Origin of the sequence: Opitutus sp. ER46 (assembly GCF_003054705.1) — a bacterium.
Classification (GTDB): Bacteria; Verrucomicrobiota; Verrucomicrobiia; order Opitutales; family Opitutaceae; genus ER46.
This window is the reverse complement of the sequence record NZ_QAYX01000023.1, coordinates 86783-112507: the sequence shown is the minus strand read 5'-3', so window position 1 is coordinate 112507 and position 25725 is coordinate 86783. Positions and strand designations below refer to the sequence as shown.

Below are 25725 nucleotides of genomic sequence, written 5' to 3'. Positions count from 1 at the left end.
TTCTGCTGCGTTGCCGAGAAGGCCGAGAAGGCTCGGTCTTCCGCGCCTTCTCCATTTCCCGTGCGCGGATCTTGGCGATGATGCCTTCTTTGAAACCGCTGGGCACTGGACGCCCAAACTCCCGAACGAGGGTCACGAGATCCTTTTCCGTAAACTCTGAGGGGTGGTCTTTCATCAGGATTCGTTTTTATAGCTATCCATGCACTCCTTTTTCACCTTGGCCAACCAGTCGTGAACCGTTGCCACGGGCACGCCCAAACGGGAGGATACTTCTGCAAGCGTGTATCCGTCCCTTGCATTCAGCCAAAATGCCTCTTTCTGAAGGTCAGTCAAATCTACGCCTGGGAATGCCTCCCAAAAGCCTGCCTTCAGGCGCTCCTCTTCGTCGCGTGAGCTTGGCTCACGGTTGGTGGTTGGTCCGGCGACTTCTGGATATTCCGCGACGTAAGTCACGAAACCGCGTGTGCGTTTATGCCGCATCGCATCGCGCAGAACCTGGCACGCCTTGGCGATTAGCAGGCCCTTGCTTTCGAAGCGGAAGAGACTGAATTTATCATACACTTCCAGCCACAGCGTTTGCGCGAGATCTCGTGACCAGTCTGCATCGCGAGTTCGCAGCGTGAAGAACGCCAGGAAAAACGATCCATACTTGTCGATCGCTTTTTCCAAGGCCTGAATTCTGGCCTCCGACGTCTGTTCCGACATCACTGTCGGCGTACCTTTCTTGCTTCTCATATAGGAATGAGCGGCCGATGAGGATTCCCATTATTCGCCGAGAAGCGAGCAACGCGCAATGCTTTGTGGCATCTGGTCACTCATTTCTGGGTAAACACGGGAGCGAATGCATTCATTGCAGCGCTCTCCTGAATCGGCCGTCATCATATACATACGCGTCTGCTGTTACTGATTTCCGAGAATGTGAGTAAATGTGCGTAAGTTGTGGAAAATTGGAAGCTAATGCACGAACGGCTGGGGTGCACAACTGGGCACTGAGCGCGACGGCCAATTAGGCATCGGAGGGCTTCTTCTTCCGCGGTCGTCCAGCTGCCGGCTTCGCTGCTGTGGCAAGCTCGTCGCGGGTCAGTCCGGTGGCGTCGCATACCAGACGCAGGTCATCGCAGATGAGCACCCACGGTTTCGTTCCGAGCGCCTCGGCAATCTTTCGGACTGTGCCCAGTGAGGGGATCTCAGACCTGCCAATTTCTAGAAGCTGGAAGTGCTTGTAGTCCACGCCGGCCTTCTCGGCGAGTTGCTCCTGGGTCAGCTCGCGTCTTGTGCGCAATGCTCGGATAACTTGTCGGAGGTGGGGAAATGCGGGATTTGGCACGCGCCGTCATCCTGACGGAGGGAAACGATTCAAAACACCTTGACGAAACACGGTGTTTGCTCTGCCCTCCCGGTTCCCTCCTCATGAAAAGATCCTCATTCCTGCTTCTTTTCCTCGGAATGGCCTCGCTGTTCCTTCTGTCGGGTTGTGCGTCCGGGTTCATCGTCAACCCCGAGACGCGTTCCACCAAGTTCACCGTCGAGCGCCCGTTTGAGAGCGCCCACCAGCGGGCGGTGCAGACGTTCGCGGCTCTGGGCGGAAGCATCACCTCCCAAGACGCGCACGCGGGCACCATTGCAGCCACCGTTCACAATGCCGTGAACATGACCGTGACCCTCAACCGCGTAAGCGACACGCGGACGGAGGTGAGCGTCTGGGGTTCAACCATCCCCGGCAAGGTGGTGGTCGGTGTGTTTACCGAGGTGGACGACTTCCAACGCATCTACATGGAGCAGCGCTGAGCCATGGAACACCGTTGTCCGAAATGTCAGTCTGATCAGATTCAGACCTTCCAGATGGCCTATGAGGCCGGGACAGCCGTGAGCGTTCACGATAGCGCTGGCGTCGGGGTAGGTGTAGGTGCCAACGGTGGGCTCGGGCTGGGGCTTGGTGGTGTGCGAACCACGTCGTCAAGCATGACCGCCCTTGCGGAGAAGGTGGCCCCGCCGCAGCCGCGTCCCATCCACTGGCTTTTCTACCTCTTGGCCGTCTCGGGCTTTGTCGGCCTCTTCGCCAAGGGCGAGGTGGGCCTCAAGCTCGTCGGGATAGGGATATCGGCGATCGGCTGTTTCATCATCTTTCGCACGAAGAAATGGAACAGAGACGAGTTTCCCAGGCTGCTGGCCCAATGGGAACGGTCTTGGGTGTGCCACCGCTGCGGCCACACGTTCACTCGCCAGGATTGATCCTCTACCGCCTGCGTGGTGCCGGCGGGATTCAAGGAAAGTAGGTGCGTATGAGCAAAGGAACAGGTCCGAACGACTGGGTGCCAGTGACGACCAACCCCGGGAGCGACGAGCCTCGCACTGTCGAGGATCGAAACGGTCAGCAGGGGGAGGTTACCTGGAACGGTGATGTTGGCGACGTTCGGGACGCCAACGGAAACTCAATCGGGACGATGGAGCGCTAGAGATCCGCGATTGAACACAAGGCCGGCGCTCTCAGGGCGCCGGCCTTTTTTGGGACTTCGAAATAACCTGTCGCCGAGAACAGCCTTCACAGTGACACCTTCCGGGGTATAACATAGAGGCGAACCAGCTCTGTTATGAACCTAATACAACGGCTATTCGCATGCGGTTTCGTTGTTCTGCTTACTGCATGCTCAACAGTCACGAAGTCGCCGCAGCCGTCTGCACCTGTCGCTGCTTCTGCCTCAGCAATCGGCGAAAGCCGGAACGTCCTAGAGTTGGCCGTCAGCAACGCGACGGCTGCGAGTGAGCGCTATTCGGTTGGCGGGTTACCGATCTCAAAACGGCCAGCAGTCGTTCTGGAAAACACAGGATACGCGGTTGGATTCTCGGAAGACCTGATCGATCCCCTATGGGCTGCGTACTACTGCGGACCGTACGCCACTTTTGAGAACGGCAAGCGTCCCAACAGATTTTCCACCGATGATCGAGTTTGCGAGGCTGCTCAGTTGAAGCACGAGGACTACAATCGACCGCCGGGCAATCCGACTTACGACCGCGGCCACATGGCTCCAAATTATGCGATAGCGACTCGCTACGGCCGGACTGCTCAACTGGAGACATTCAAGTTGACGAACATCGTGCCGCAGCGGTCGTCACTCAATCAGAAGACCTGGAAGGCACTGGAAGCTGAGATCGCGCGAAACTTTGCCCCAGTGTGCAAAGGCGTGTGGGTGACCGTCGGGCCAATTTTTGAGGAGCCGGTCACGCGCTACAACGGGAAGGCGGCCATGCCTGCCGCTTTTTACTGCATCATCGTTGATCGTACTGACGCTGGAAAGCTGCGTGCGCTTGCGCTGACGATGAAGCAGTCCGTCACCGGTGTTCGTCGTCTCGGTGACTTCCTGACGACGATCCGGGCTATTGAGCAATCGACGGGAATCGATTTTTTCGCCGGTCTTCCTGACGACGTTGAGGAAAGGTTGGAGAAGGCCAAAGCCGACGCCGATTGGAATTGGGACCTGAAGCTCGATCCAGACAGGTACACTTCGGAGTGAGCCGAGGGCTCGGGAGCGGCGATTGAGCGTCCCGGACGAGCAAAAGAAAGCGGCCCCCGTGGTAGGGGCCGCGCACATATGGGGAACTAGTCCTCATCGGGGAGCATGACTGTGATTGCCGGGCTAGGGTCGTCGACGTCCATGGCTCCGCATTCAGCAACAAGGTTCACCAGCCGCGCCTTTCTGTTGTCGTTGCGGACGTACAACTGGAAGGGAATGCGGCTTAGGTCGCTCCGCATTTCGCGGATGGCATACCGGAGCATCCACAGGATATCCCAGAGCCGGCCTGCTTCGTCCTGCCCCACTGCGCCAGTTGGAACGGTTACATAGGCGTCAAAGACGCCATGCGTGAGGAACACCGGAAACCGAAAACCTGCCTCTTTCGCCGTAACGGTCACATCAACCTGAACCCCGTCGGCCAGTGCCTGCTTTCGGGAATAGGTGAAAATGGCGGGGCCGAATGGCTCGGTTTCCTGCCGTGGGCTCCTTTGCTCCTGGTTGGTGCCTTGGCTCAACTGCTCGGGACGGGATGAGAGCCCTGTCTGGTGGTTTGCTTGATTGTTTTGATCTATGTTCATGGTCTTTTTTTTTGCAGCTCGTGCTGCTCGGTTCGGTCGGTTCGCCCTTCGCATAGTGGCCCGCGAATCGGGGCGGCTGCGGGAGTCGCTTCAGAGGGACCCGCTGTATGTGCCCCCCGATGACAGCCGGGCCATGAAGGGCGAACGATTGAACCGGAGGCCGAAGCGAAAAGACCTGAAAGTAGTCAAAACAGCCGTACCCCAGCCGGCTCAGATGAGTCCGGCTTCTCTGAATGAGTAGATGCCCCTCCCGGTGGGGTCACTTACTGGGTCGCCGACGATGACGTGATCCACCAGTTCAATGTCCATGATTCGGGCAGCCTCTCGAAGTTGCCGGGTGAGGTGAACGTCTGCTGAACTTGGCGCGGGGTCGCCACTCGGGTGGTTGTGGGCCGCAATGATTGCCGCTGCCGATGCGAGGATGGCCGCGCGGAACACCTCACGCGGAGCAGCGAGAGCACACGTCAGCGTACCCAACGATATTCGGGTCCGGCCCAGTGGACGGTTCTTGCGATCGAGCAGGATCACCCAAAACGCCTCTTGGGTAGGTGTCTCGTCAAAGGCGGACTTTAGGTATTCGGAGGCGCGCTGGGAGCTATTGATGGAAACTGTCTCCCCATCTTGAACAAGACGGTACGAGATAGATGCTTCAAAGACGCGCATACCCAGTAAATACGCGTGAGAAGCCCCGCTTTTCCGGAATTGGGCAATTGCTACATACAACCGGCTTGCACGCGCCCTGCAAATCAGCTGTAATTATTGGTCATCCAACTTCAATCAGAATGACCAAGCAAATTCCCCTCACCGTCGTCTCGGCTGCACCCTCCGAAATCGTCGTAAAGGAACACGATTTTGCCCCGCTGTTTGAGAGATGCCTCAATTCCGTGCGGGCAGACCTCCGCGATAGCCCTTACATAATAGAGGGCCTAAAGGTGTTACCCGTGGGAGGGTATCGCAGCGCAATCGGATCATTTTGGAACGCCGTGGTGGATGATCTCCGTAACAAGATAATGGCCCGTAGCCTCAAGCTGTTCAACAAGAGCGTAAAGTTGTCTCGCGAAATCAAATCGTACGAAGATTTCCAGAACTACGTTAATGATGACGATCTCATTGAAGGCGCTTACCAAATTGGCGTAATCGGGTGGGAAGCTAGCAAGATGTTAAAGCATGCCAAAGAAACGCGACACATCTTTTCCGGACATCCGAAGAGTAGCGACCCATCAGTGCTAAAGGTGTTGGCGATGATGGATGACTGTGTTAAGTATGTCTTGAACGCCGAGTACCCCGCGCCAATCATCGACATAGACGATTACCTCGCAATTCTCGGTGGGGCGACTTTCGATCGAAACGCGATTGCGGTAGAAAACGCGTTGGGTACTTTACCGGAAGTCTATAAGACAGAGCTCATCAACCGCCTATTTACAGCATATACGCATCCGGGTGCAACCACGGTACTCACATCCAACATCGAATTTGTAGCTCCGGTTCTTTGGCAGGTGCTCCCTAAGGAGGTCAAGATTCAGGTCGTGAGAAGAGTCGATCAGGAGATTCCAAAGGGTAATGTTGCGTCAACCGAACAAGCCTTCGCATTTGTTAATGTCGTGGGTGCAATGGCCTATTTAACGCCGGTTGCGCGCAAGTACAAGATCAAGCCGCTGGTGGAGAAGTTGGCGGCAAATATGGATCAATGGACCATCGAAAATGAAACAGTAGATGCTCTTTATCCATATGCCAGCATCATACCGCAGGATCTGCTGTCTGATTACGTATCCGCGATTGTGCACACGTATGTAGGATATGTCGGACATAGCCCACAATTCGCCCGGCGTGACTTTTATGCTAACGGCGCCGCTATAACGATACCTAAGATGATCCAGCTGTTCGATAACCGAGCCGCAGAAGCTTTCGTCGAATGCGTGAAGACCAGTAGAATCCTGAGAGATCGTATACAACATCCATCAAAACTTCGGAGGTTGCGAGCACTTGGGAATATAGTCCTTGAAAAGATCTCGGCGAACTTTGTCGACAAGGCTCTCCTCGAAGCGTTAGCCGACGAGAAAGACGAAGCTGCGCTGTTTAAGCTCCTGCCTCAGGTATCGATCTAGGCTAGGCGAGAAGGCCGCATCTTCCGATCAGCGCTACCTGAGTCGAGGGCGCGCGAGTGGCGATTGACCCTCTCGAAGGCGACCTCGTGTGTGAGCCCATGGAGGCAGCAGGTATTGGATTCTGAATCAGCAGCCCATTTTTCTACCATAGGTTATTGACGCAAGACGAGTTACGCATAATATCGTTAAGTCTAGGTGCACCGGATGTGCGGAGCACGGGTTGACGCCAAAAGAAAGCTTTTGGCTGACAATGCCTGCGACTCGCAATCTAGTTCCGGTGCTCCAGAAGACAATGTTCAGCACTCCGGCAAACCAGTTTCCCGCCCGCGCCCAATGAAGCGTCCATCATGCATTGACCTGTTTTGCGGATGCGGCGGCTTCAGCTTGGGGTTCAAGCGCGCCGGCTTCGACGTGCTGGCGGCAATCGACTTTAACTCGGAGGCGGTGGATGTTTTCAGGAAGAATTTCTCTGAAGTCCCACACGTCCTCCACAAGGACTTGACCCGCTTCGGGCCTGACGAGTTGTCCCGGCAGATTGGCGCAACAACAGTCGACGTGATTATCGGCGGGCCTCCATGCCAGGGGTTTTCTACAAGCCGCCAGCGGGACGGAGCGAACAGCGGGCCGCGCATGATCGAAGATCCGCGGCGGTATCTCTACCGTGAGTTTCTGAAGTACGTCGCTTTCTTTCGTCCGAAGGTTTTTGTGATGGAGAACGTCCTCGGAATAAAGTCGGCGGCCGGGGGCCGGTACTTCACCCGTGTTCAGCAGGAGGCACGCGCGCATGGCTACCGGGTTCATCCGCAGGTTGAGAAAGCTTTCGACTTGGGTGTTCCTCAAAAACGTGTGCGACAGCTAATCATCGGGACCCGAATCGACTTGGCGGATTATTTCCCGAGCAGATTGCAGCGGGCACCGCGCGCATGCACTAACCCGACGCTTGGCGAAGCAATCGGTGATCTGCCGCCGCTGAGAGCTGGGGCGGGGACTGAGATCTCGACGTACGATATGCGGCGCAGGGTCGCTCACGTTGCCAGGTATGGCAGGCAATACCTGTTCGAGACCCTTGAGGTGCACCTCGCAGAAAATCTGACGGGCCACCGCTCACGCCCGCACAGTGACCGCGACTTGCGCGATTTCGCCAGATTGAGGGAAGGCGAACATTGTGCTGAGGCAATGAAACGCGGAATCGAGTTCGAATTCCCGTACGACCGGGGGACATTCAAAGATAGGTACACCCGTCAGCATCGAAACGAACCCTGCTCCACAATCGTCGCCCATCTGAGCAAGGACGGGCTGATGTTCATTCACCCGACGCAGAATCGTTCGCTTACGCCGAGAGAGGCCGCTCGGGTGCAAAGCTTTCCCGATTGGTTTGAGTTCCCAGTGGCCCGTACCCATCAATTTCGTCTGATCGGAAATGCCGTTCCTCCGCTTATTGGAGAGGCACTAGGCCTAACGGCGAAAGCGTATATTGAGGGGGTTAATATAAAGTCCAAACTCATCCAGTTCCCAGGTAAGCGCATTCCAGCGAGTCTTGAGGAAGCGGTTTCACGCATTATGGAGGTCGTGGTCGCTGCATCGAACAGGTCGATCGGCGCCCTCGGGACAGAAGCCTTCAAGCGCGCTTGGTGCGCAGTCGCGTATGTTTACCCAGGGCTTCATCCAAACAGTGCGCTGGAGCACGGAACAGACATCTCGAACACGGTCGATGAGGTGCCAAGCATCTTGCATATAGAGCCCCGACTAATGACACCGTACTATGTGCAAAGTGGCTGGCCCGTGCTCTTGGAGCCGGTTGTGACGGAGGCGTGGCGCCGCTACCATGCCGGCGAGCTAAAGGACGATGAATTTTACTGCAGTGAAGCAACGCAGGCAGGACTGAAGTATCGAAAACAGGCCTGAGCACGTAGCGCTGACAGTCTCCACCCCAACCCATTGTGCCCAAGAACTTTGAATCGATTAATGAGAAACAATGCGATCTAGCTGAACCGTTGGCGGCACCGATGATCGAATCGTTGCGTGCATTCGGTTACGATCTGCCCAGTGCAATTGCCGATCTCATTGACAATAGTATTTTTGCGGGTGCGAGCACGGTTTGGGTCGATTTTTTTTGGGCAGGGGAATTCTCCACTATCTGCGTCACCGATAACGGTACCGGGATGACCGAAGCGACGCTTGTGGACGCAATGCGTCCCGGCAGCCGCAATCCGCTGGAATCCCGTGACCCCAAGGACCTCGGGCGCTATGGGTTGGGCCTGAAAACCGCGTCTTTCTCCCAATGCCGCCGGCTTACCGTGAGGACCAAAGTGCGGTCCTGCCAGCCTGCGACCCGGTGTTGGGATCTGGCGTTTGTCGCATTCAAGAAGAAGTGGCTGTTGATGAGAGAAGCTGGTGATGAGGCGGAACGGCAGCTCAAGAGGCTGTCCTCACTGCCTCAGGGAACGGCGGTGCTTTGGGAAAATATGGATAGAATCGTTCGCGGCCAGAGTGCCGACAATGCCGCTCAGAAGCACCTATTCCATGCGCGGATCAATGGGGTCGAGCGGCACCTTGCCATGGTGTTCCATCGTTTCATGGAGGGAAAACGGAGGCTGAAAATCTTGGTCAACGACAACGCAATCGATCCTTGGGACCCGTTTCTAAAGAACGAGCGGGCCACCCAGCAAATTGCAGATGAGAAAATTGCACAACTGCATGGAAGGATAAATATCGTGCCGTTTGTGCTCCCGCACATTTCAAAGCTGACTGCACGAAAACACACCGAGGCAGCCGGGATCAAAGGATGGAATCACCAGCAGGGGTTCTATGTTTACCGGAATGAACGTCTGTTAGTAGCTGGCGACTGGCTCGGGCTGCCGTTCACAAAAGAGGAGCACTTCAAGCTGGCACGTATCCAACTGGATATTCCCAACTCGATGGACCAGGAATGGGAAATCGACGTTACCAAATCAAAGGCCCGGCCTCCTGATGGGTTTAGGGATGACCTGAAGAGAATCGCTGAGGCAACGCGAGCTAGGGCCAGTGAAGTTTACCGGCACCGTGGCAAGGTATCCGCCCGTCACTCGTCGCAGGATTTCGTTTTTGTATGGCAGCAGAAGATCCGAAGCGGGAAGTATCAGTACCGCATTAATCGCGAACACCCGTTAGTTAAGCATGCGCTCGCGGTACATGGCACCGATGTCGACCGCCTTTTGCGGCTTATCGAGGAAACCGTCCCCATCCCATTGCTTGCGATCACGAGCTCCGAACACCCCGACCAGCACGCAACGCCATTCGAGGGCTCATCAAGCGCAGAGGTGCTGGACACAATGAAGGCTGTTTTTGGTGCCATGAGGAAATCATCTGTTCCTGCTGTGCAGGCTCTTGAACGTATCGCCGTAATGGAGCCTTTCGATCGCTTTCCCGAACTCGTCGAATCCTTCAAAGAGACGCTAAAGAAAGAGGCAAAATGACCAGCTACCAGAAAGCCCTAAGTCACGCATTGCTCATCCTCGACCAAGGTGGCCCGCATACAAAGGACCGCATTGCGGAAATCACAGATATCGCGATCCAGACCGTTGCACTTTCGAGCAAGGGCGCGGCCATGGACGTGGACAAGGACAGACTCATTAGGGAACTGGAGGCAATGGTCGCTTGGAATGTTGGCCGCGAGTTCGTCATGGACGACATTACTGGACACGACGATTGGCTGCCGGCGCAGCGCGCTACCATCGAGTGGAAGTTCTGGGACCGGTATCGCCGCTGGCTTGGCGAGAATGGCGACCCACTCCCAGCCAAGGCCATCGGTTCCATTGACAAGCTCACTGACAAAATCCTTGAGCGCCTCGAAGATCCGAACCGTACTGGTGGATGGGACCGCAGGGGCATGGTTGTGGGCCATGTACAGTCTGGAAAGACCGGCAATTTCGTCGGACTGATCTGCAAGGCGGCAGACGCAGGATACCGAATCATTGTTGTTCTGGCCGGCCTCAATGATGATCTACGTTCCCAAACTCAGTTGCGTATCGACGAAGGGTTCCTTGGGTACAGCGCGGCCCGTGCAACCACATTCGATCAGGGCAATGAGCGCATCGGCGTTGGAACTCTCGTCACGCGTCACCGGGCTGTTGCGCACTCGCTTACGGGCTACGAGCAGGATTTCAGCCGCCAACGGGCTCGTGAACTGGGAATAAATCCGGGCGGGCAGGACCCGATCATCTTGGTTGTAAAGAAGAATCTCACAATCCTGACCAATCTGCTGGTGTGGCTAGCCTCGTATAGGGAGAGTGATACTGGCAGACTTCCAGCCGACATACCACTTCTAGTCATCGATGACGAAGCAGACCATGGCTCAATTAATACAAAAGCGGTGCCTACTGACCCGATGACTGGTGCTCCAGTTTCGGAATATGATGTCACGAAAATTAACGCCAAGATCCGCCAGATTTTGAGTCTGTTTTCCAAGAAAGCGTACGTCGGATATACTGCGACCCCCTTTGCCAACATCTTTATTCGACCGGACGACAACTCGGGCAGTGGCAGTATCGGCAAGCCTCCCAATGAAATCGAGATTCCCTACGGAGAAGGACTGTTTCCTCGGAGTTTCATAATCAGCCTGCCAACGCCAAAAAACTATGTTGGCGCGGTAAAGGTTTTCGGCATCGATTCGGATCCAGAGGCGGGGATAGCTGAAACGGTGCCGCCATTGCCGATCATTGTACCGGTCAGCGATTCGGCCGCATACATTCCTCCGAAGCACAAGAAGGACTTCAAGCCCGTAGCTCTTCCAGAGTCTCTGAAGAAGGCAATGCGCTGTTTTGTGCTCTCATGCGCCGTCAGGGCATTTCGAGGTGATGACAAGGCACACAAATCCATGCTCGTGCATGTGACCAGATTTGTGTCGGTGCAGGAAAAACTGAAAGAACTCGTTGAAGCGGAGCTTTCGGACATCTCCAACCGGCTACGGTATGGAGACGGTAACTCTTCCGCCCAGATTCTTGCCGAGCTTGAGCAGCTTTGGATTGAAAATTTCCAGCCCACCACCGCTGCGGTGAAGAGTCTCGTGGAGGATCCCCTCATAACTGAGACCGAGTGGAATGATATCAAGCCCCTTGTTGCGGCAGCCGCGCTGAAGATCAGCGTGAAGCAGATTTCTGGTGAGTCCACAGACGTTCTTGACTATCAGCGATCACCAAACGGCGTAAGCGTCATCGCGATCGGCGGGGACAAACTTTCTCGCGGACTGACCCTCTACGGATTGTCTGTCAGCTATTTTCTTCGACCTTCGCGCATGTACGATACTTTGATGCAGATGGGCCGTTGGTTCGGATATCGACCAGGGTACCTGGATGTCTGCCGGCTGTTCACAACACCGGATTTGATCGAGTGGTATCAGAATATCGCTTTCGCCTCTGAGGAGCTGCGGAATGAGTTCGAGTTGATGGGCGATCGTACACCGAAGGAGTATGGCCTGAAGGTTAGGAGCGATCCGAATGGGCTTTGGATCACCAGCCTCGTAAAGATGCGCGATTCCCAGAGACTCAGGGTCTCGTATGATGGGCAGATCAGTGAAACGACCGTGTTCCAGAACGACGGCGCATTGATGCGACAAAACCTTGAGGTAACGCGTCGTCTTCTGTCATCATTGCCTCCGCCACAATCTCCAGGCAATCACGTTTGGACCGGGGTTGCTGCCTCCGAAGTTGTCGGGTTTCTGAAAGCGTACAAGACACATCCTCATGCCCCGAAAGTGAATAGCGCGCTCTTGGCGCACTACGTCTCCAAACAGGTGGCAAAGGGGTATCTTAAGAACTGGACAGTAGTTCTCGTTTCCAGCGGATTCGCGACTGCGACACCGTCGAACGATTTGGGATTCAGTGTCGGATTGATTGAGCGTGCAAATCTGACACCATCCACCGCCAAGTACACGATCAAACGACTGTTAAGCCCTGTTGACGAGCAGCACGGCTTGCCGGAGGAGGCAGTAGCGAGGGCACTAGACGAAACGAGGATACAATGGGCTGCCCGCGCGCCAGAGAACCGGAGTCTAGCCGAGCCCGAAAGGCCATCTGGTCCTGCTTTGCGCAAGCAAAGGCCCCTCACAGACGGCCTTCTTTTGATCTATCCTTTGGATTCCAGCAAGGCAGGAGGCCTCAACTACACTATCCCGACGGTTGGAATCGGAATCAGCTTCCCTGGTGATCGGCTGAATCCAACGGATGGGGTAGAATATGAGGCGAACTTGGTCTATATCGGAAATCAGCTCGACGAGGAGGTAGAAGACTGATGATCGGACCGCATACATGGAAGCAACTGGCCAAAGCGGATGCGGAGGGGGCATCGGTTGTCGGGCTGCGCTTGTTGCCTTCGTCAAAGCTCAACGTATTCGCTGCACTTGATCGTTCTTCGGCGCACCGCTTTCTCCTGCTGAAGGCCAACTTGAAGCACGAACGTACATCGCAACAGCTCCCATCTGGTCGCGGCTTTGCCGTCAGGTTCGTAAAGAACTCCGCGGATTCCGAGGGACACCATTGTCTCCAATTTGAGCTTACGGACTCTGCTCATGCTGAAATTTTCGACGTGGTCGCAAACGACATGCTCGACCACATCGGCCAATGTCACGATGTGGAGTCGGCATTCTCGGCATTCCTCCAGCGTATCGCCGAGTGGCAGACGTTTCTGAACCAGCTGCCGTCCTCAGGTTTGGGTGACGGGGCGCAACAGGGCCTATTTGCGGAATTGTGGTTCTTGCAGGAGAAACTGCTCTCCCGTGTCGCGCCGCTGCGTGCAATCGCGTCTTGGGCAGGACCAAAGCGACTTGCGAAGGACTTCCAATTCCCAGGAATCGCAATTGAGGTCAAAACCACCACCGCAAAACAGCACAGCACGTTCGCAGTGAGCAACGAGATGCAGCTCGATGCCAGTGGCGTCGGCCGTCTTTTCGTTTATGGACTGCTGATGGAGAGGCTGGTCGCCGGTGGTACATCGCTTCCGGAGATTGTCGAATCAGTGCGCGCAACGATCCAGCGCGAGCCTGACGCATACGCGCGATTCTCCGAGCTGCTGCTGCTTGCCGGCTACGTCGATTCCGAGGCCGGGAAGTATTCGACCAGATATGCCGTGCGTTCACAGGACTTCTTCGAAGTCCGGGATGAGTTTCCCCGCATCGTCGGTGCCGACATCCGGAAAGGTGTTGGCGACGTCAAATACTCGATCGCCGCCGCTGAGTGCGCCGCTTATCGGGTGGAAGCATCGACTGTTTACGAGCTTATTGAAAGGGCGCAGTCATGACCATCGAGGAGTTCGCGGAGGAAATACGTCAGGAAGTACTATCACGCTGCACTGACGCAGACACTGGACACTTCAAAGAAGACAAATTTACGGAGGTGCTGATCGAGTATCTCGTGCAGGCGAACGAGGTGGATGACAGCGAGGTTTGCTACTACAAGCACAACAATCGTGGAGAGAAGATTAACGCGTTCAATCTTTCGGCTGACGGCGAATGCCTCGACTTGTTCGTGACATGTCACACGGGAGCCGTGCCCCCGGAGTCAGTGCCGAATTCCGAAGTCAACAATCATTTCCGTTGGCTGCATCGCTTTTTTGAAGCGGCACTCCAAGGCTTGCACAAGAAACTTGAGGAATCCTCGGCGATATTTGCCTTGGCAAAGGAGATATATGAGCTCCGTGACGACCTTTCCAAGGCACGCTTCTTCCTCCTAACCGATGGTGTCGTCCGCAATCCTGAGGTCGAGGACGTGACCGTCGATGGTGTCGAGGTCAGCCACTACATCTGGGATTTGGAGAAGCTGCGCCGTTTCTTTACCTCCAAGATGCAGAGGGAGGTCATTACCATCGATTTCGAATCGAGTTTTGGAGGCAGTGTACCGTGCATTTCAACATCGGATTCAACCGGTGAATACAGAACATTCCTGGCGTACTTCCCTGGGCTGCTACTTGCAAAACTGTATGGAGAGTACGGACCCAGATTGCTGGAAAAAAACGTTCGTTCGTTTCTCCAGGCGAAGGGCAAAATCAACAAGGGCATTCGTTCCACAATTCAGAGCGAACCGCATCGCTTTCTCGCGTACAACAACGGCATCTCTGCTACCGCCGAGAATGTTGACGTTGAGGAACGGGGTGCTGGTTTTGCCGCGTTGAAGCTTGCCCGTGACTTTCAGATTGTGAATGGAGGGCAGACAACGGCATCGATCTATCACGCGTTCAAGAGGGATAAGGCAGACCTTACCAGTCTGGTTGTGCAGGTGAAGCTGACCGTCCTAAACGACCCAAAGAAGATCGACGTCTTTGTTCCGCTCATATCGCAATACGCGAACAGCCAGAATAAGGTGAACGCCGCCGACTTCTCGGCAAATCAGCCCTATCACGTGAAGCTTGAGGAGTTATCACGCCGGCTTTGGGCGCCCGCCGCATCCGGCACTGAACGCCAGACACGCTGGTACTATGAGCGCGCGCGCGGTTCCTACCTTGACGACAAGATGCGTGAGGGAACGCCGGCCCGCATGCGCGCATTCGACGCACTTAGCCCTATTCGACAGAAGTTCACCAAGACGGACCTCGCGAAGTACGAGAACACATGGAACCAGCTGCCGCACCATGTCTGCCTTGGTGCCGAAAAGAACTTCATCAAGTTTACGGAAGCGAATCTTGAGCGGGGCCATCCGACGGTGGACGAGGACTACTTTCACCGGCTGGTTGCAAAGGCGATTCTCTTCAAGTCCGCCGAAAAGCTTGTTGGGGCACAGAACTACGGCGGCTTCCGCGCCAACATTGTCACCTATACGCTCGCATGGCTTTCGCACCACAGCGCCCAACGAATCGATCTGGATCGCATCTGGCGGGAGCAGAAACTTTCAGATGCTCTCGCCGCCGCAATTGTGAAAGTCTCGGCGTTCGCAAACGAACACATCATTAACCCGCCTCCGAACCGACGTAACCCGGGCGAATGGTCGAAACGTCAGGAGTGTTGGGATTCATTTCGGGAGGGAGCCATTGATCTGGCCACCGATTTCGAGATCGAACTGGTCGACTTGACGATGGCAGGGAAAGAACCTGGAGTGCCGCAAAAAGACCTAACCAACGTCAACGGCGCGGCTCCATCCGAGGACGTTGTGCGGCTCATGAAGATCGATTCCGACACATGGTTCCAGCTCGCCCATTGGGCCAAGGAGACCGACAATCTGAGCCCGTGGCAGCGAGGTCTTGCGTTCAGCCTCGGAAAGCTCGCAGCGAACAAGAAAGCGCCGTCAGAAAAGCAGGCTGTGCAGGGACTGAAGATCCTCGAAGAGGCGGCGCGGCGCGGCTTCAAGACCGTGGTGGAGACGTGACTGATGTATTCACAGTCGAGAAACGGTCCGAGGTGATGGCGCGCATTCGGGGGCGAGGAAACAAGGCGACGGAAATCGCCTTAGTAATCGCCTTTAGGAAATCGGGCATCATTGGATGGCGTAGACACTACCGGGTATTCGGAAGGCCAGATTTCGCGTTCCCCTCAAAAAAGGTCGCCATTTTCGTGGATGGTTGTTTCTGGCATGGCTGCCCCAAGCATTGTAGTCTGCCAGTAAGCAATCGCGAATTCTGGCGGCGAAAGCTCGGGCGAAACAAGACACGAGATAGGTTGGTTGCGAAGACGCTCCGAAAGCGAGGGTGGACCGTTGTGCGCATCTGGGAGCATGACTTGGCGGCCCGGAATCTAGTCAGAACTGTCAGTCGAATTCATAGAGTACTGGAGGACTAGTGCCTGGAGCAGCCCCCGGTGAAGGCCCAGATCAGCCCCAGCTCTTTCAGCGACTCGAATGGTCGCTTTTGGTCATGACCTGCCCCCCGAAGCTGGAGGGTCAAAACGAGAGAACCGGATTGGTTGAGGTTGGTTTACTGACTAAGGTTTCGACTGCAAGCGGAGGGTTGATCAGGTCCACAGGAGCCCCCATGGGGGCTCGCGCGATTTTCGCCGCAAACTCCGCTGGCGTCAGATCCGCGAGCGAGCTGTGTGGGCGCTGGTGGTTATAGTCTTCGCGAAACGCTTCGAGCAGATCGCGGGCATGACTGACGGAAAGGAACTCGGTTTCGTTGAGGCATTCGTCGCGCAGCTTGCCGTTGAAGCTTTCGATGTAGCCGTTCTGGGACGGCTTTCCCGGCGTGATGAAGCGATGGTGCACTTGCCGGTCATGTGCCCAGCGCTCGAGCGCCAGGCCGGCAAACTCCGGTCCGTTGTCGGTGAGCAAGCTGCTGGGCCGGCCGCGCAGCTCGGTCAGGTAATCAAGCACGCGTGTCACCCGCGGCCCGGACAACGACGTGTCGACCTCGATCCACAGGCACTCGCGGGTGTAATCGTCATGCACGGTGAGCAGGCGCAATGAGCGGCCGCTGGCCAGCCGGTCGTGGACGAAGTCCAGGCTCCAGCGTTCGTTCGGCCGTTGTGGCACGGCGACCGCTTCGACGCCACGGGCCAGCCGCTGCTTGCGCCGGCGGCGCTGCCGCACTTGCAGCCCTTCTGCGCGGTAGAGGCGATACACCCGCTTGTGATTGTCAGCGATGCCTTCCCGGCGCAGCAACACCAGCAACCGTCGATAGCCCCAGCGTCGGCGCACCGCCGCATGGCGCCGCAGCGCGGTTCGCACTGGCTCTTCATCATGCCGGCCGTGTGACTGGTAGTAGTAGCTGCTCACGGCCAAACGCAGCAGCCCGCACGCTCTGGCGCCGCTTACCGGATAACTTTCCTGCAGGTAATCCACGGCAGCGCGACGAGTGGCGGGCTCTACCAGTTTTTTGAGTTCACGTCCTTGAGCATCCGCACGTCCAAGGTCAGATCGGCCACGATCTTCTTCAGCTCCGTGTTTTCCCGCTCCAGTTGCTTCAAGCGGTGCAGCTGACTCGGCTCCAGGCCGCCGTAGCGGCTCTTCCACCGATAGAACGTGCCGCTGGAGATCGCGTGCTGACGCAAAAGATCGGGCAACGGTTTGCCCATCTCGGCTTCCTTCAAGATCCCGAGGATCTGCTCCTCGGTGTGGTGCTTCTTCATGTCGGGTGAGGTTCATTTTCACCCGGCTTTCTCGCTCACGCCACTCCAGTTTCAGGGGGGCAGGTCAGTCATACTGTTAAGGGCCAGCCCGCCCCCTGCGGCAGGGCTTGGGCGCAGGGACTATTAGTCCCGCAACTGCATGACATTAATCCAGTCGAAACTCCGATTCTGCGTACAATCTCAATTGTCAATTCAGTGAACTAATGGCATCAATTTCTTGGCCATCTTCAACTCGGCTTACACGCGTCTGATGCCGTAGCCGATAATCGCTCCTCAAAATGAAATTGTCGCCCGATCCGTACGAAAAGGAAATCGAGCGCATGGGGGATGCGATTCGAAAATATGCTGGCTTTATAATTCTATTTATACTCGGTATAGCACATCTATTCCATAAAGTATCGTTCGATTGGCCGGTTATAGTTGTCTTCATAATCGCCTTGCTCCCGCAGATTTCGGGGATTATCGAATATTTAAAGGCAGGTAAAGATGGGGTCGAGATGAAGCTTCGCACAGGCTTTCTAGCCGCTGATGAGGTCGAGTCCGTTGCTAAAAGAAACCCGGTGGAGACCAATGATTGCTCTCAGAATCGACAGACTGAAGATCGCAATTCGACGAAAACTGAAAATAGAAATGGGGCGGGATCGATTCTGCGGCCAGGGTTTGCGTCCCTGTCTGAAGACCAGAAAAGACTATTCAAATCTCTATGGCACTATCAAAAGGAGAGCTGCGGCCTATCTTCGAATACTAGATGGGGATTTACTGTTCCGGTAAATTCTCTAGACTATTCTAGCTTTGTCTCTGGCCTCGGACTGCTTGTGGCGAAAGACCTCGTCACGCTTGGCCGAAATGGGCTCGTGTTTCTGACCAATCGAGGCATCGAGTTTGGGTTGAGCCATGATCGAGAAATCCAAGATTTTCCTCTATATTACAAAGACTTCGAAGCGGTTTGAATTGGAAATATAACGTCGTAACCGAATGAATGCTAATCAACCGACGGACGTTTCTGGTGTGTACGGTCGGACGTGGTCCGAACAGGAGTGCATGCTTGTTTTATACTATTATTCAAAAAATCGGCATATTCCTAGAAGTGAGACCACGAAATATGTAAATGAACTTTCGCGGATGATTGGTCGGAATACCAGCTCGATACTTATGAGACTGGAGAACTTCGCAGCTCTGGATCCTGATATGAGCAGGGTCGGTTTGAGGCATGGTGGACCAATGTGTGAGAAGGTCTTCAAGAAGCTGTTCAATTCTCCGGCGGCGCTGGATGCTACTGGGGAACTTTTGATGGATCAGTATAAACGGCGATCTGAGCCGACGTTGTTCGACCCCGAGCCGGTCAAAATTCCCAAGGCCTTTGGTAGGTATGAGTTGCTTGATCCCATCGGAGCAGGAACATGTGGGAAAGTATTCTCCTGCGTAGATACGCATGACGGCAAAGCTTACGCGCTTAAGATAATTCTTACCGACAAGCACCCATCCGAGAGACAAATAGCTAGATTCAGGCGCGAGATACTCCTCCTGAAATCACAGAAACACCCCGGCATCATCTCGATTTTTGAGGATAATTTGGACACGATGCAGGAGTTCCCCGGGTTTGTCATGGAGTTGGCCCGGATGTCTCTTGCGGATCACATTCAGCTATCTGCAAGACCCGGTCCTTCACAAGCAGAGCGACCGCTGCTAGAAACGAGGGAGGCAATATCCATATTGCGCAGCGTCTTTGACGCAGTCAGTGCGCTCCACAGGAGCGACCCCGCAGTGATTCACCGGGACATTAACCCAAGCAACATCCTGCTGCTACCGGATGGACGCTGGGTCATAGCTGATTTCAGTTTGGGGAAGTTTATCCCGTGCCAAGAGAAGCTCACGACCAGAGTCGGTGGAACATTCCCTTACGCGGCTCCTGAACAGCAACGAGAGGGTGCAGTGATTGATCACCGTGCAGATATTCACGCGTTAGGCGTTCTGGTATGGGAGTTGATGTGCCCTGGGTGGCCTCCTTATTACAACGATACGTCCGTACCTAAACCGTTGCAGCCGTTGATTCGACGGGCGACGCAGCGCGCCCCCAATGAGCGTTATGAAAGTGTGGAGGAATTGGTTGATGCCTTCGAGGCTGCGATCCACACGAACGGTGTTTTGGCCATCGGGGACATGCAATAACACCAAAGTCAGCCAAGCGACTCCTGAGACCGCTTGAATGGAGTTCACTCGATTTCTACCTCGGTTAGCTCGGCAACACGCACTGCCAGTACTTTGTATCCTCGCGTGGTCAGAAACTTCCGAAAACCGACCTCGGCGGCAGCGTCATTCGGGAACCAGTCAACGAACGTTGTTGGCACAACCTGCTTGCCGCCCGAAAGCACAATAGCCGGATAGCGAAATGTCCCGTCCCTCTCGGGTCTCCTGAGAGGCGGAGGTAGTAGACGACTGATTGCCTCCCGAGTTGATGGCGAGAGGGTTGCCCAAGCAGCGACAACTTTGGTCAGCATGTGACAATCGACGCCACCGAGTTGTGAGTTCAGTTGTGAGTTATGAGTGGGGGTGTCGTCTTTGGGATCCGATGAATCAACAGCTTGCGATATCGCAGGGGCGCGTTCAAATCCAACCCCTGCACCCAATTTAGAACGCCTCCCACTGCTCGGGAGGCGTTTTTGCTTTATAGGGGTTACAGGACGTCTGGGACAGACGGTCGCGAGAACCGCCGTTTGCGAACCAAGGCGAACAGGGCGGATTCCGTTAAACTGAGCATGCTCTACTCTGCGGGTTGGGCGGCGGTACAACTAACCAACTCCGCATGATTGGCTTGGCTTGAAACGAAAAAAGGCCATTTATTGTTTCATAATTCCGATGAGTGAAGTGCTACAATCTGTTGATGCGTCGGTTCGTAGCCGAATCTTTGGCCATAGGAGGGGTTGGGTATTCACGCCCAAGCATTTCCTCGACTTAGGGAGTCGGGCTGCGGTGGCTCTGGCGCTGCATCGGTTGAAAGCGGAAAGCACGATCCGTCAGCTCGGACGCGGCCTCTATGACTACCCTCAGAACGACCCAATTTTGGGAACCATCACTCCGTCCGCCGATGCTGTTGCTCGTGCGTTGGTGGTTCGCGACGCCATTCGGCTGCAACCGTCGGGAGCCTACGCAGCCAACCTGCTTGGGCTTTCTGAGCAGGTGCCGTCGCGTGTCGTGTTCATGACTGATGGCCCGGCCCGAAAGGTTAGATTCGGCAAACGTGAAATCATCCTCCAGCACACGACGCCCCGCAACATGGCCACTGCCGGTCGCAAGAGCGGCACCATCATCCAAGCTCTGCGGTATCTCGGACGAGAACAGGTGGACGCCCACGTGCTCGCCACGGTTCGCCGACAGATGAACGATCAGGACCGCGCCACGCTGCGCAAGGACCTGGTGTACGCTCCGGCTTGGATGGCGGATTTGCTACGCCCCGCGCTCGACGGCGAAACTTCCGACGCCCAGTGAACACATTTCTCGAAATTCCAGCCGAGCGCCGTCGTCTCGCGTTTCAGCAGGTAGACGAGGCAATGGGCCTCCAGGCATTCAGCGTCGAGAAGGACTTTTGGGTCTGTTGGATTCTGCGCGAACTGTTCACCCTGCCGGATATTGGTGAACACCTCACGTTCAAGGGCGGCACTTCGCTCTCGAAGGCATGGAGGGTGATCCAGCGGTTCTCGGAGGATATCGACATCGTCATCGACAAAGCCCCGCTGGGTTTCGGTGGCGATAATTCTCCGGACAAAGCGCCAAGTAAAAAACAGCGGCGCGCTCGTCTCGAAAGCCTGATGACTGCGGCGCGAACATGGGTGCAAGGCTCGCTTCAGCCAGCACTGGAGAAGCGCCTCAACACAACACTCGGTTCCGACGGTTGGAAACTTGAAGTCGATCCGGACATGGCGGATGGCCAGTGCCTCCTTTTCCACTATCCCTCGGTGTTCCCGCCGAACTCTGCGGGCTACATCCCCCCGCGAGTGAAGATCGAACTCGGCGCACGCTCCGACGATTGGCCGGCGGAGCCCAAGGTTCTAACGCCCTACGTACTCGAGCAGTTTCCCACCCTGGGTCGCGAGCCAGCCGTGCCGGTCCGGGTGCTCTCAGCCGAACGCACGTTTTGGGAGAAGGCCTGCCTGCTTCACGAGGAGACCTTCCGCCCTCCCGACAAGCCGCGCAAGCTGCGCATGGCGCGTCATTATTACGACCTATGGTGCCTGCTGCGTGCAGGTGTTGGCGAGCGAGCGCTCGCGGATATGAACCTCTTTGCGCGAGTCGCCGAGCACCGAGAAGTGTTCTTCCGTCTTTCGTGGGTGGATTATTCCACGCACAAGCCTGGCAGATTCCGCCTTGTTCCGCCGGCTGAACAGCTGCCGGCTTGGGAATCCGACTTCGCCGCTATGCGCGGGCCGATGTTTTTCGGGCAGGTGCCCGAGTTTTCTGAGATCCTGGCGGCCATGCGCGAGTTTGAACAACGCGTCAATGGCCTGCCTGCGCATTCATGAGGGTCATGATGGTGAGCGAGATGGACTCCAAGTGACCGTAAACGATCCAAGCGAAGTTCGCGCGCCGACCATCGCGATTACAGGTGCTGCTGGCAATCTGGGCGACCTGCTCGCGCGGCACATGCTCGCAAACACAGGCGCGGAGTTGCGGCTGTTGATCCATCGGCGGGACGTGGCCGACGATCTCGGGCGGCATCAGCGGGCAAAAGTCTTCAAGTGTGATTTGGCGCAACCGGAATCGCTCGGGCAGGCACTTGCCGGCGCAGATACAGTGGTTCACTTCGCTGGCGTCCTGTTCAAGGCGCGGCCCGAACGGTTCCTGCCGGTCACAAACACGCAGTATTTCCGGAATCTGATCGAGGCGGCGGTCCAGCAGCGTGTCCGCCGGGTCCTCCTGATCAGCTTTCCACACGTGGAAGGCGAGACCACGCCAGACCGACCCGCCACTGGTCGCCTAGACGGCAAGCCAGAGTCGGTGCATGCGAGGACGCGTCTGGAAGAAGAGCGGATGTTGTTCGAAGCGGGCCAGCGGCACGGATTCGAGGCGGTCTCGCTCCGTGCGGGAATGGTCTATGGGCGTGGGGTTTTGATGATCGACACGGCGCGTTGGCTCGCGGTCTGGACAGAGCCTACGTGGATTCACCTGATCTCAAAAGACGACTTCGTTAGGGCGACCTCGAACGCCGCGATACAGGTCGGCGTCTCCGGGATCTACCACCTGGGAGATGAAGGAAAACAGACGCTCCAGGAATTCCTGGATAAGTGTACGGTGACGTGGAACACAGCGAAACCGTGGCGACTACCGCTCCGATTGATCTATGCCGCCGCCCGACTTTGCGAGTGGCAGTCGACGGTTTTGGCCACCGCCTCACCGCTCACTTGCGACTTCATCACGATCGGCCGCTGCTCCTATTACGGCGACACCCGGCGTATGCGGGCCGAACTGCTTCAACACCTCAAGCACCCAACTCTCGCATCCGGCCGGTGGATTCTCTAATCGCGAACGGCCAACTTCGGAGTGCGCGTGTCAACCGTCACGACGTGACCCTTTGGATCGACTTAGTCGATGGCCGAAACCCAATCGACCACTTGCAAGCGATGTCGAAGGCTATCTTTCCGAGGACAATGCCCGGTTAGGCGCAAGAGCTACGTTGGAAGGTTTTTGTGCTGTCCGAATCTTTCGATGGGTTTCCGGGAAAGCAATCGGCAAGCTGAGCATGCCTTAGCCGTCCACTAGGCTTCCAATCAGCCTCTTGACGTGACCCCATGCGGATCACCAAACATCGTCGGTCCTACTCTTTCGATTTCCCGGTGTGCTGCGTCAGCCAGAGGCCCAGTGATGTTGCCGTCGTGGTTCGCTCTCAGCCGGACACGTTCCTGCCGTCTTGAAACAAAGCGATCAAACCGGGAGGTTGCCCTCTGCTTAAGGTAATCGATCACAGCGCCAGCCTCTTCCGGGAGCTTCCAAACTCGGTCGAACGCCTCCAGATGGGACTGAGTGATCACTTGGGCGGGCAATGGCCTCGGTGATTTCAATGGTGCCCTGCCCCCGTGGTACACATGGTGAGAAGCGTCTGGAACACAGGCATAGGAGAAGGCCGCCGGACGGGGCGAAACTGAACTAGATCGGGAACGGCGCATGGCACAAGGGTCGCACCGCAAGCGCGAGAAGCTCACGTTCGCTATCGTCTCCGGCAACGCGGTTGACGTGCACGGCCCTGCATGTGCCGCAGCGATGCACGATCAGCCACTCGCCGTCGGGGCGTGCACTGATCGCAATCGGTTCCATGCCGCCCTTGCAGTCGGCTGCACGGTCGCCGGGGGTGTTGTCGAGATGCACGCTCCAGAGGCACCACGGGCAATGGTTACGATGACGCGTGCCCGGCGCGTCCAGCGAGAACTCTCCGCCGCAGTGGTGGCACCGTAGATAGGCGGGACGACCACGAGGCGGATCGCGATCGTCGGACGATCGCAGGTCCAAATGTGACATTTTGAAAGAGACGCCCGGCTGAACTTCGGGAAAACCGCGATATGCGCGGCCAGCTTTGTTCCCAACGGGACCGGACCATGAACACACGCCAGAACAGCCAGAGCATTTACTCCGCGCGGCTCAGGGAAACGGGATCCACCCGTTGGGAAGTTCAGGCACGGTCCGACAATGACAACACGCTGGCCAGAGAAGCCTCGGGCCCCCGCGGGTCAAGCCCGACGCTTGATGGCGAAGCACAGTACCCCATCACGGAGACGATTACTGTCAGGCAGCTCACTCACGGGAATAGCCAGCCGTCACCATGTCGTGTGCACGCCCCCTCCAGCCGGCTGGCGTGATCGCCAGCGGCCTTGAGCCGAGTGGCAGCGTTACGTTGTGTTCTCACTTCCGTATTCTTGGTGTGACAACGTAACACCGAGACGAGGCGATACGCTGCGTGCCACAATCAGGCACTCGAACGGAGGCCGTGGTGGATTGCCAGGCGCCTGGTCTCGCGTTCCCGCCGCGAAAACTCGCCGATATGCGCCGCGAGGCGCTGAAAAAGTCTACCGGGGATCCAGGATCTCCCAGAGGACTCGGCCATCGGGGGCGGAGAGGTCGCGGCCGAGGAGGCGCATGATCGTCGGGGCGACGTCGACGTTGTGGATCACCTCGAGCTTCGCCCCGGCTTTGATCCCCCGGCCGCGTGCAATGAAGATCGCGTTCATCTCCGGGGTGTCGGCGAGGTGGCCGTGAAAGCCGACGTTGGTCTCCTTCGTCGCCGGCCCGACCACCGCTTCCGCGGTCGCCGAACTTGCCATCGCGTACCCCGGCTTGGCCCGCAGGATGAGTTCGCCGCACCCACCCTGCCCCGCCTCCGGCAGGCCGAACTCCGCGAACCGCTCGGCGCCGATCACTTCGGCCACGCCTTCACACTGCGCAAAGAGCTCCGCGGCCCTCCGTTTGTCCGCTTCGCGCGTCGCCGGATCCGTGCAATAGACAAAGGCGCTGCCGCCTAGCGCAATCACCTGGATGCGCGCCTCCACCACTTTGCCGCGCTTCACTTTCAGCAATCCGGCCTCCCGCAAGAGCACGTTGGGCTGGACCACGCGTTGCGCCGACGCAAAGCCGTGGTCGCCGACCACCAAGACCGTCGTGTTCTCCTCCTGCCCCGCCACGCGGATCGCCGCGAGGATGTCGCCCACGAAACGATCCGCCAGCGCGAGGCCCACATAGCTCGCGAGCGACTCCGGCCCATAGGCGTGGTGCAGTTCGTCGGTCGCGAGCAGGTGCACCGCCATGAAATCCGGCATGCGCGTCCGAATGAGGTGACACGCGGCCGCCGTCCACACGACGTCGTGCCCCGGCTCCTCCATATGCGCGAAATCCGACTGCCGCGGGCTGCGTAGGACGTGTTGGGCGACCAACTCCTGGACGAGCCGCGGGGTGGTCACGTTCAACATGCCGGGCGTGTCGGGGAAGTTGTCGTCGATCGACGGCGAGTTGCGGGTGCAGGGCCAGTTCACGCCGGCGGTGGTGAGGCCATCCTGGTGCAGCAGGTCGAAGAGGCTGGGCACGGCGACCATCTCCCGGGCGGTCTTTTCCCGCTCCATCCGCACCGGCTCGCTCGGCCCCCCGCGGACCACGACGGCATTGGGCAGCACCGAGTGCCGCCGGGGATACACTCCGGTCACCAGGGTCGTGTGGTTCGACCACGTCGACGCCGGGCTGGACACCACCATCGCCTCGGCGCGAACGCCGCCCGCCGCGAGCGCGCGCAGATGCGGAACGAAGGTCTTCGGGTCATCGAGCATCCGCGCCGGGAAACCATCGATCGTGATCAGCACCACGTGCGGCCGCGGCACCGGCGCACCTGACTCCGCTGCAGCGAGCGGCCGGAGTCCGGCGAGGGCCAGGGCCGCGAGCGCAACGAGCGACCACGGCGTTTTCAGATGGAGTGGCCGGGCGCGATCCCGGAGGCGCAGAGATGATTTCATGGGCAAAGGAAAGCGTGCGGTCGC

21 protein-coding genes and 1 pseudogene are annotated in these 25725 nt (G+C 57.0%); 15 read left to right on the top strand and 7 right to left on the bottom strand.

Annotated features, from left to right (window positions below):
- Nucleotides 1-174: 174 nt before the first annotated feature.
- Both DB354_RS13375 and DB354_RS13370 read right to left on the bottom strand, forming a co-directional pair.
- Entirely contained in the window at nt 175-735 is a 561-nt protein-coding gene (locus DB354_RS13375) for a sigma-70 family RNA polymerase sigma factor (RefSeq protein WP_107836140.1), read from the bottom strand.
- Nucleotides 736-1006: 271 nt separating this feature from the next.
- Complete coding sequence (locus DB354_RS13370) at nt 1007-1327, bottom strand: helix-turn-helix transcriptional regulator (RefSeq protein WP_107836139.1); 321 nt, start codon at nt 1325-1327, stop codon at nt 1007-1009.
- 83 nt (nt 1328-1410) lie between these two features.
- Here DB354_RS13370 and DB354_RS13365 point away from each other — a divergent pair, with 83 nt between their 5' ends.
- The 3 genes from DB354_RS13365 (at nt 1411) to DB354_RS13355 (ending at nt 3512) form a co-directional block, all read left to right on the top strand.
- Nucleotides 1411-1788, top strand: coding sequence for a hypothetical protein (locus DB354_RS13365; protein WP_146180246.1), 378 nt, complete (start codon nt 1411-1413; stop codon nt 1786-1788).
- Nucleotides 1789-1962: 174 nt separating this feature from the next.
- On the top strand, nt 1963-2232 hold the full coding sequence (locus DB354_RS13360; RefSeq protein WP_107836137.1) for a hypothetical protein: 270 nt from the start codon (nt 1963-1965) through the stop codon (nt 2230-2232).
- A 359-nt stretch (nt 2233-2591) separates the two neighbouring features.
- Nucleotides 2592-3512 (top strand): DNA/RNA non-specific endonuclease, encoded by a 921-nt coding sequence (locus tag DB354_RS13355; RefSeq protein ID WP_107836136.1) that lies wholly within the window; start codon nt 2592-2594, stop codon nt 3510-3512.
- Between the two features lie 86 nt (nt 3513-3598).
- Here the strand turns inward: DB354_RS13355 and DB354_RS13350 are convergent, their stop codons facing one another.
- Nucleotides 3599-4090, bottom strand: coding sequence for a DUF6573 family protein (locus DB354_RS13350; protein WP_146180245.1), 492 nt, complete (start codon nt 4088-4090; stop codon nt 3599-3601).
- Between the two features lie 210 nt (nt 4091-4300).
- Nucleotides 4301-4753: a JAB domain-containing protein gene (locus DB354_RS13345; protein ID WP_107836134.1), complete on the bottom strand. Its 453-nt coding sequence runs from the start codon at nt 4751-4753 to the stop codon at nt 4301-4303.
- Between the two features lie 119 nt (nt 4754-4872).
- On the opposite strand from DB354_RS13345, the gene DB354_RS13340 reads away from it, so the two are divergent.
- From DB354_RS13340 to DB354_RS23010, 7 genes are all read left to right on the top strand, one after another.
- Nucleotides 4873-6195 carry a hypothetical protein gene (locus tag DB354_RS13340; RefSeq protein WP_199226855.1) on the top strand — a complete coding sequence of 441 codons (1323 nt, stop codon included), beginning with the start codon at nt 4873-4875 and terminating at the stop codon, nt 6193-6195.
- 333 nt (nt 6196-6528) lie between these two features.
- On the top strand, nt 6529-8100 hold the full coding sequence (locus DB354_RS13335; RefSeq protein ID WP_107836133.1) for a DNA cytosine methyltransferase: 1572 nt from the start codon (nt 6529-6531) through the stop codon (nt 8098-8100).
- Between the two features lie 35 nt (nt 8101-8135).
- Nucleotides 8136-9650 carry an ATP-binding protein gene (locus tag DB354_RS13330; protein ID WP_199226854.1) on the top strand — a complete coding sequence of 505 codons (1515 nt, stop codon included), beginning with the start codon at nt 8136-8138 and terminating at the stop codon, nt 9648-9650.
- A complete protein-coding gene (locus DB354_RS13325; RefSeq protein ID WP_107836131.1) occupies nt 9647-12463 on the top strand; it encodes a Z1 domain-containing protein in 2817 nt (938 codons plus the stop codon). The genes DB354_RS13330 and DB354_RS13325 overlap by 4 nt, the downstream gene beginning before the upstream one ends.
- Nucleotides 12463-13467 carry a PD-(D/E)XK motif protein gene (locus DB354_RS13320; protein ID WP_107836130.1) on the top strand — a complete coding sequence of 335 codons (1005 nt, stop codon included), beginning with the start codon at nt 12463-12465 and terminating at the stop codon, nt 13465-13467. The genes DB354_RS13325 and DB354_RS13320 overlap by 1 nt, the downstream gene beginning before the upstream one ends.
- The gene (locus DB354_RS13315; RefSeq protein WP_107836129.1) at nt 13464-15524 is read left to right on the top strand and encodes an AIPR family protein; all 2061 of its coding nucleotides are present in this window, start codon (nt 13464-13466) and stop codon (nt 15522-15524) included. The genes DB354_RS13320 and DB354_RS13315 overlap by 4 nt, the downstream gene beginning before the upstream one ends.
- Complete coding sequence (locus DB354_RS23010) at nt 15521-15934, top strand: very short patch repair endonuclease (protein WP_107836128.1); 414 nt, start codon at nt 15521-15523, stop codon at nt 15932-15934. Before DB354_RS13315 ends, DB354_RS23010 begins: the two co-directional genes overlap by 4 nt.
- Nucleotides 15935-16148: 214 nt before the next feature.
- Here the strand turns inward: DB354_RS23010 and DB354_RS13305 are convergent.
- Nucleotides 16149-17218, bottom strand: a pseudogene (locus tag DB354_RS13305) (IS3 family transposase); the annotation flags it as partial.
- A gap of 278 nt (nt 17219-17496) precedes the next feature.
- Here DB354_RS13305 and DB354_RS22020 point away from each other — a divergent pair.
- From DB354_RS22020 to DB354_RS13285, 5 genes are all read left to right on the top strand, one after another.
- The gene (locus DB354_RS22020) at nt 17497-18168 is read left to right on the top strand and encodes a hypothetical protein (RefSeq protein WP_146180244.1); all 672 of its coding nucleotides are present in this window, start codon (nt 17497-17499) and stop codon (nt 18166-18168) included.
- A 202-nt stretch (nt 18169-18370) separates the two neighbouring features.
- On the top strand, nt 18371-19387 hold the full coding sequence (locus tag DB354_RS13300) for a serine/threonine-protein kinase (protein ID WP_158277529.1): 1017 nt from the start codon (nt 18371-18373) through the stop codon (nt 19385-19387).
- Nucleotides 19388-20074: 687 nt separating this feature from the next.
- Nucleotides 20075-20704, top strand: coding sequence for a DUF6088 family protein (locus DB354_RS13295; protein WP_107836126.1), 630 nt, complete (start codon nt 20075-20077; stop codon nt 20702-20704).
- Nucleotides 20701-21735, top strand: a complete 1035-nt coding sequence (locus DB354_RS13290) for a nucleotidyl transferase AbiEii/AbiGii toxin family protein (protein WP_146180243.1) — start codon at nt 20701-20703, stop codon at nt 21733-21735. Before DB354_RS13295 ends, DB354_RS13290 begins: the two co-directional genes overlap by 4 nt.
- Complete coding sequence (locus tag DB354_RS13285; protein ID WP_107836124.1) at nt 21713-22732, top strand: NAD(P)-dependent oxidoreductase; 1020 nt, start codon at nt 21713-21715, stop codon at nt 22730-22732. Before DB354_RS13290 ends, DB354_RS13285 begins: the two co-directional genes overlap by 23 nt.
- A 624-nt stretch (nt 22733-23356) precedes the next feature.
- Here the strand turns inward: DB354_RS13285 and DB354_RS13280 are convergent.
- Together DB354_RS13280 and DB354_RS13275 are read right to left on the bottom strand one after the other, a co-directional pair.
- Nucleotides 23357-23725 (bottom strand): RNHCP domain-containing protein, encoded by a 369-nt coding sequence (locus DB354_RS13280; RefSeq protein ID WP_107836123.1) that lies wholly within the window; start codon nt 23723-23725, stop codon nt 23357-23359.
- A 545-nt stretch (nt 23726-24270) separates the two neighbouring features.
- Entirely contained in the window at nt 24271-25701 is a 1431-nt protein-coding gene (locus DB354_RS13275; protein ID WP_107836122.1) for an alkaline phosphatase family protein, read from the bottom strand.
- Between the last annotated feature and the right edge of the window lie 24 nt (nt 25702-25725).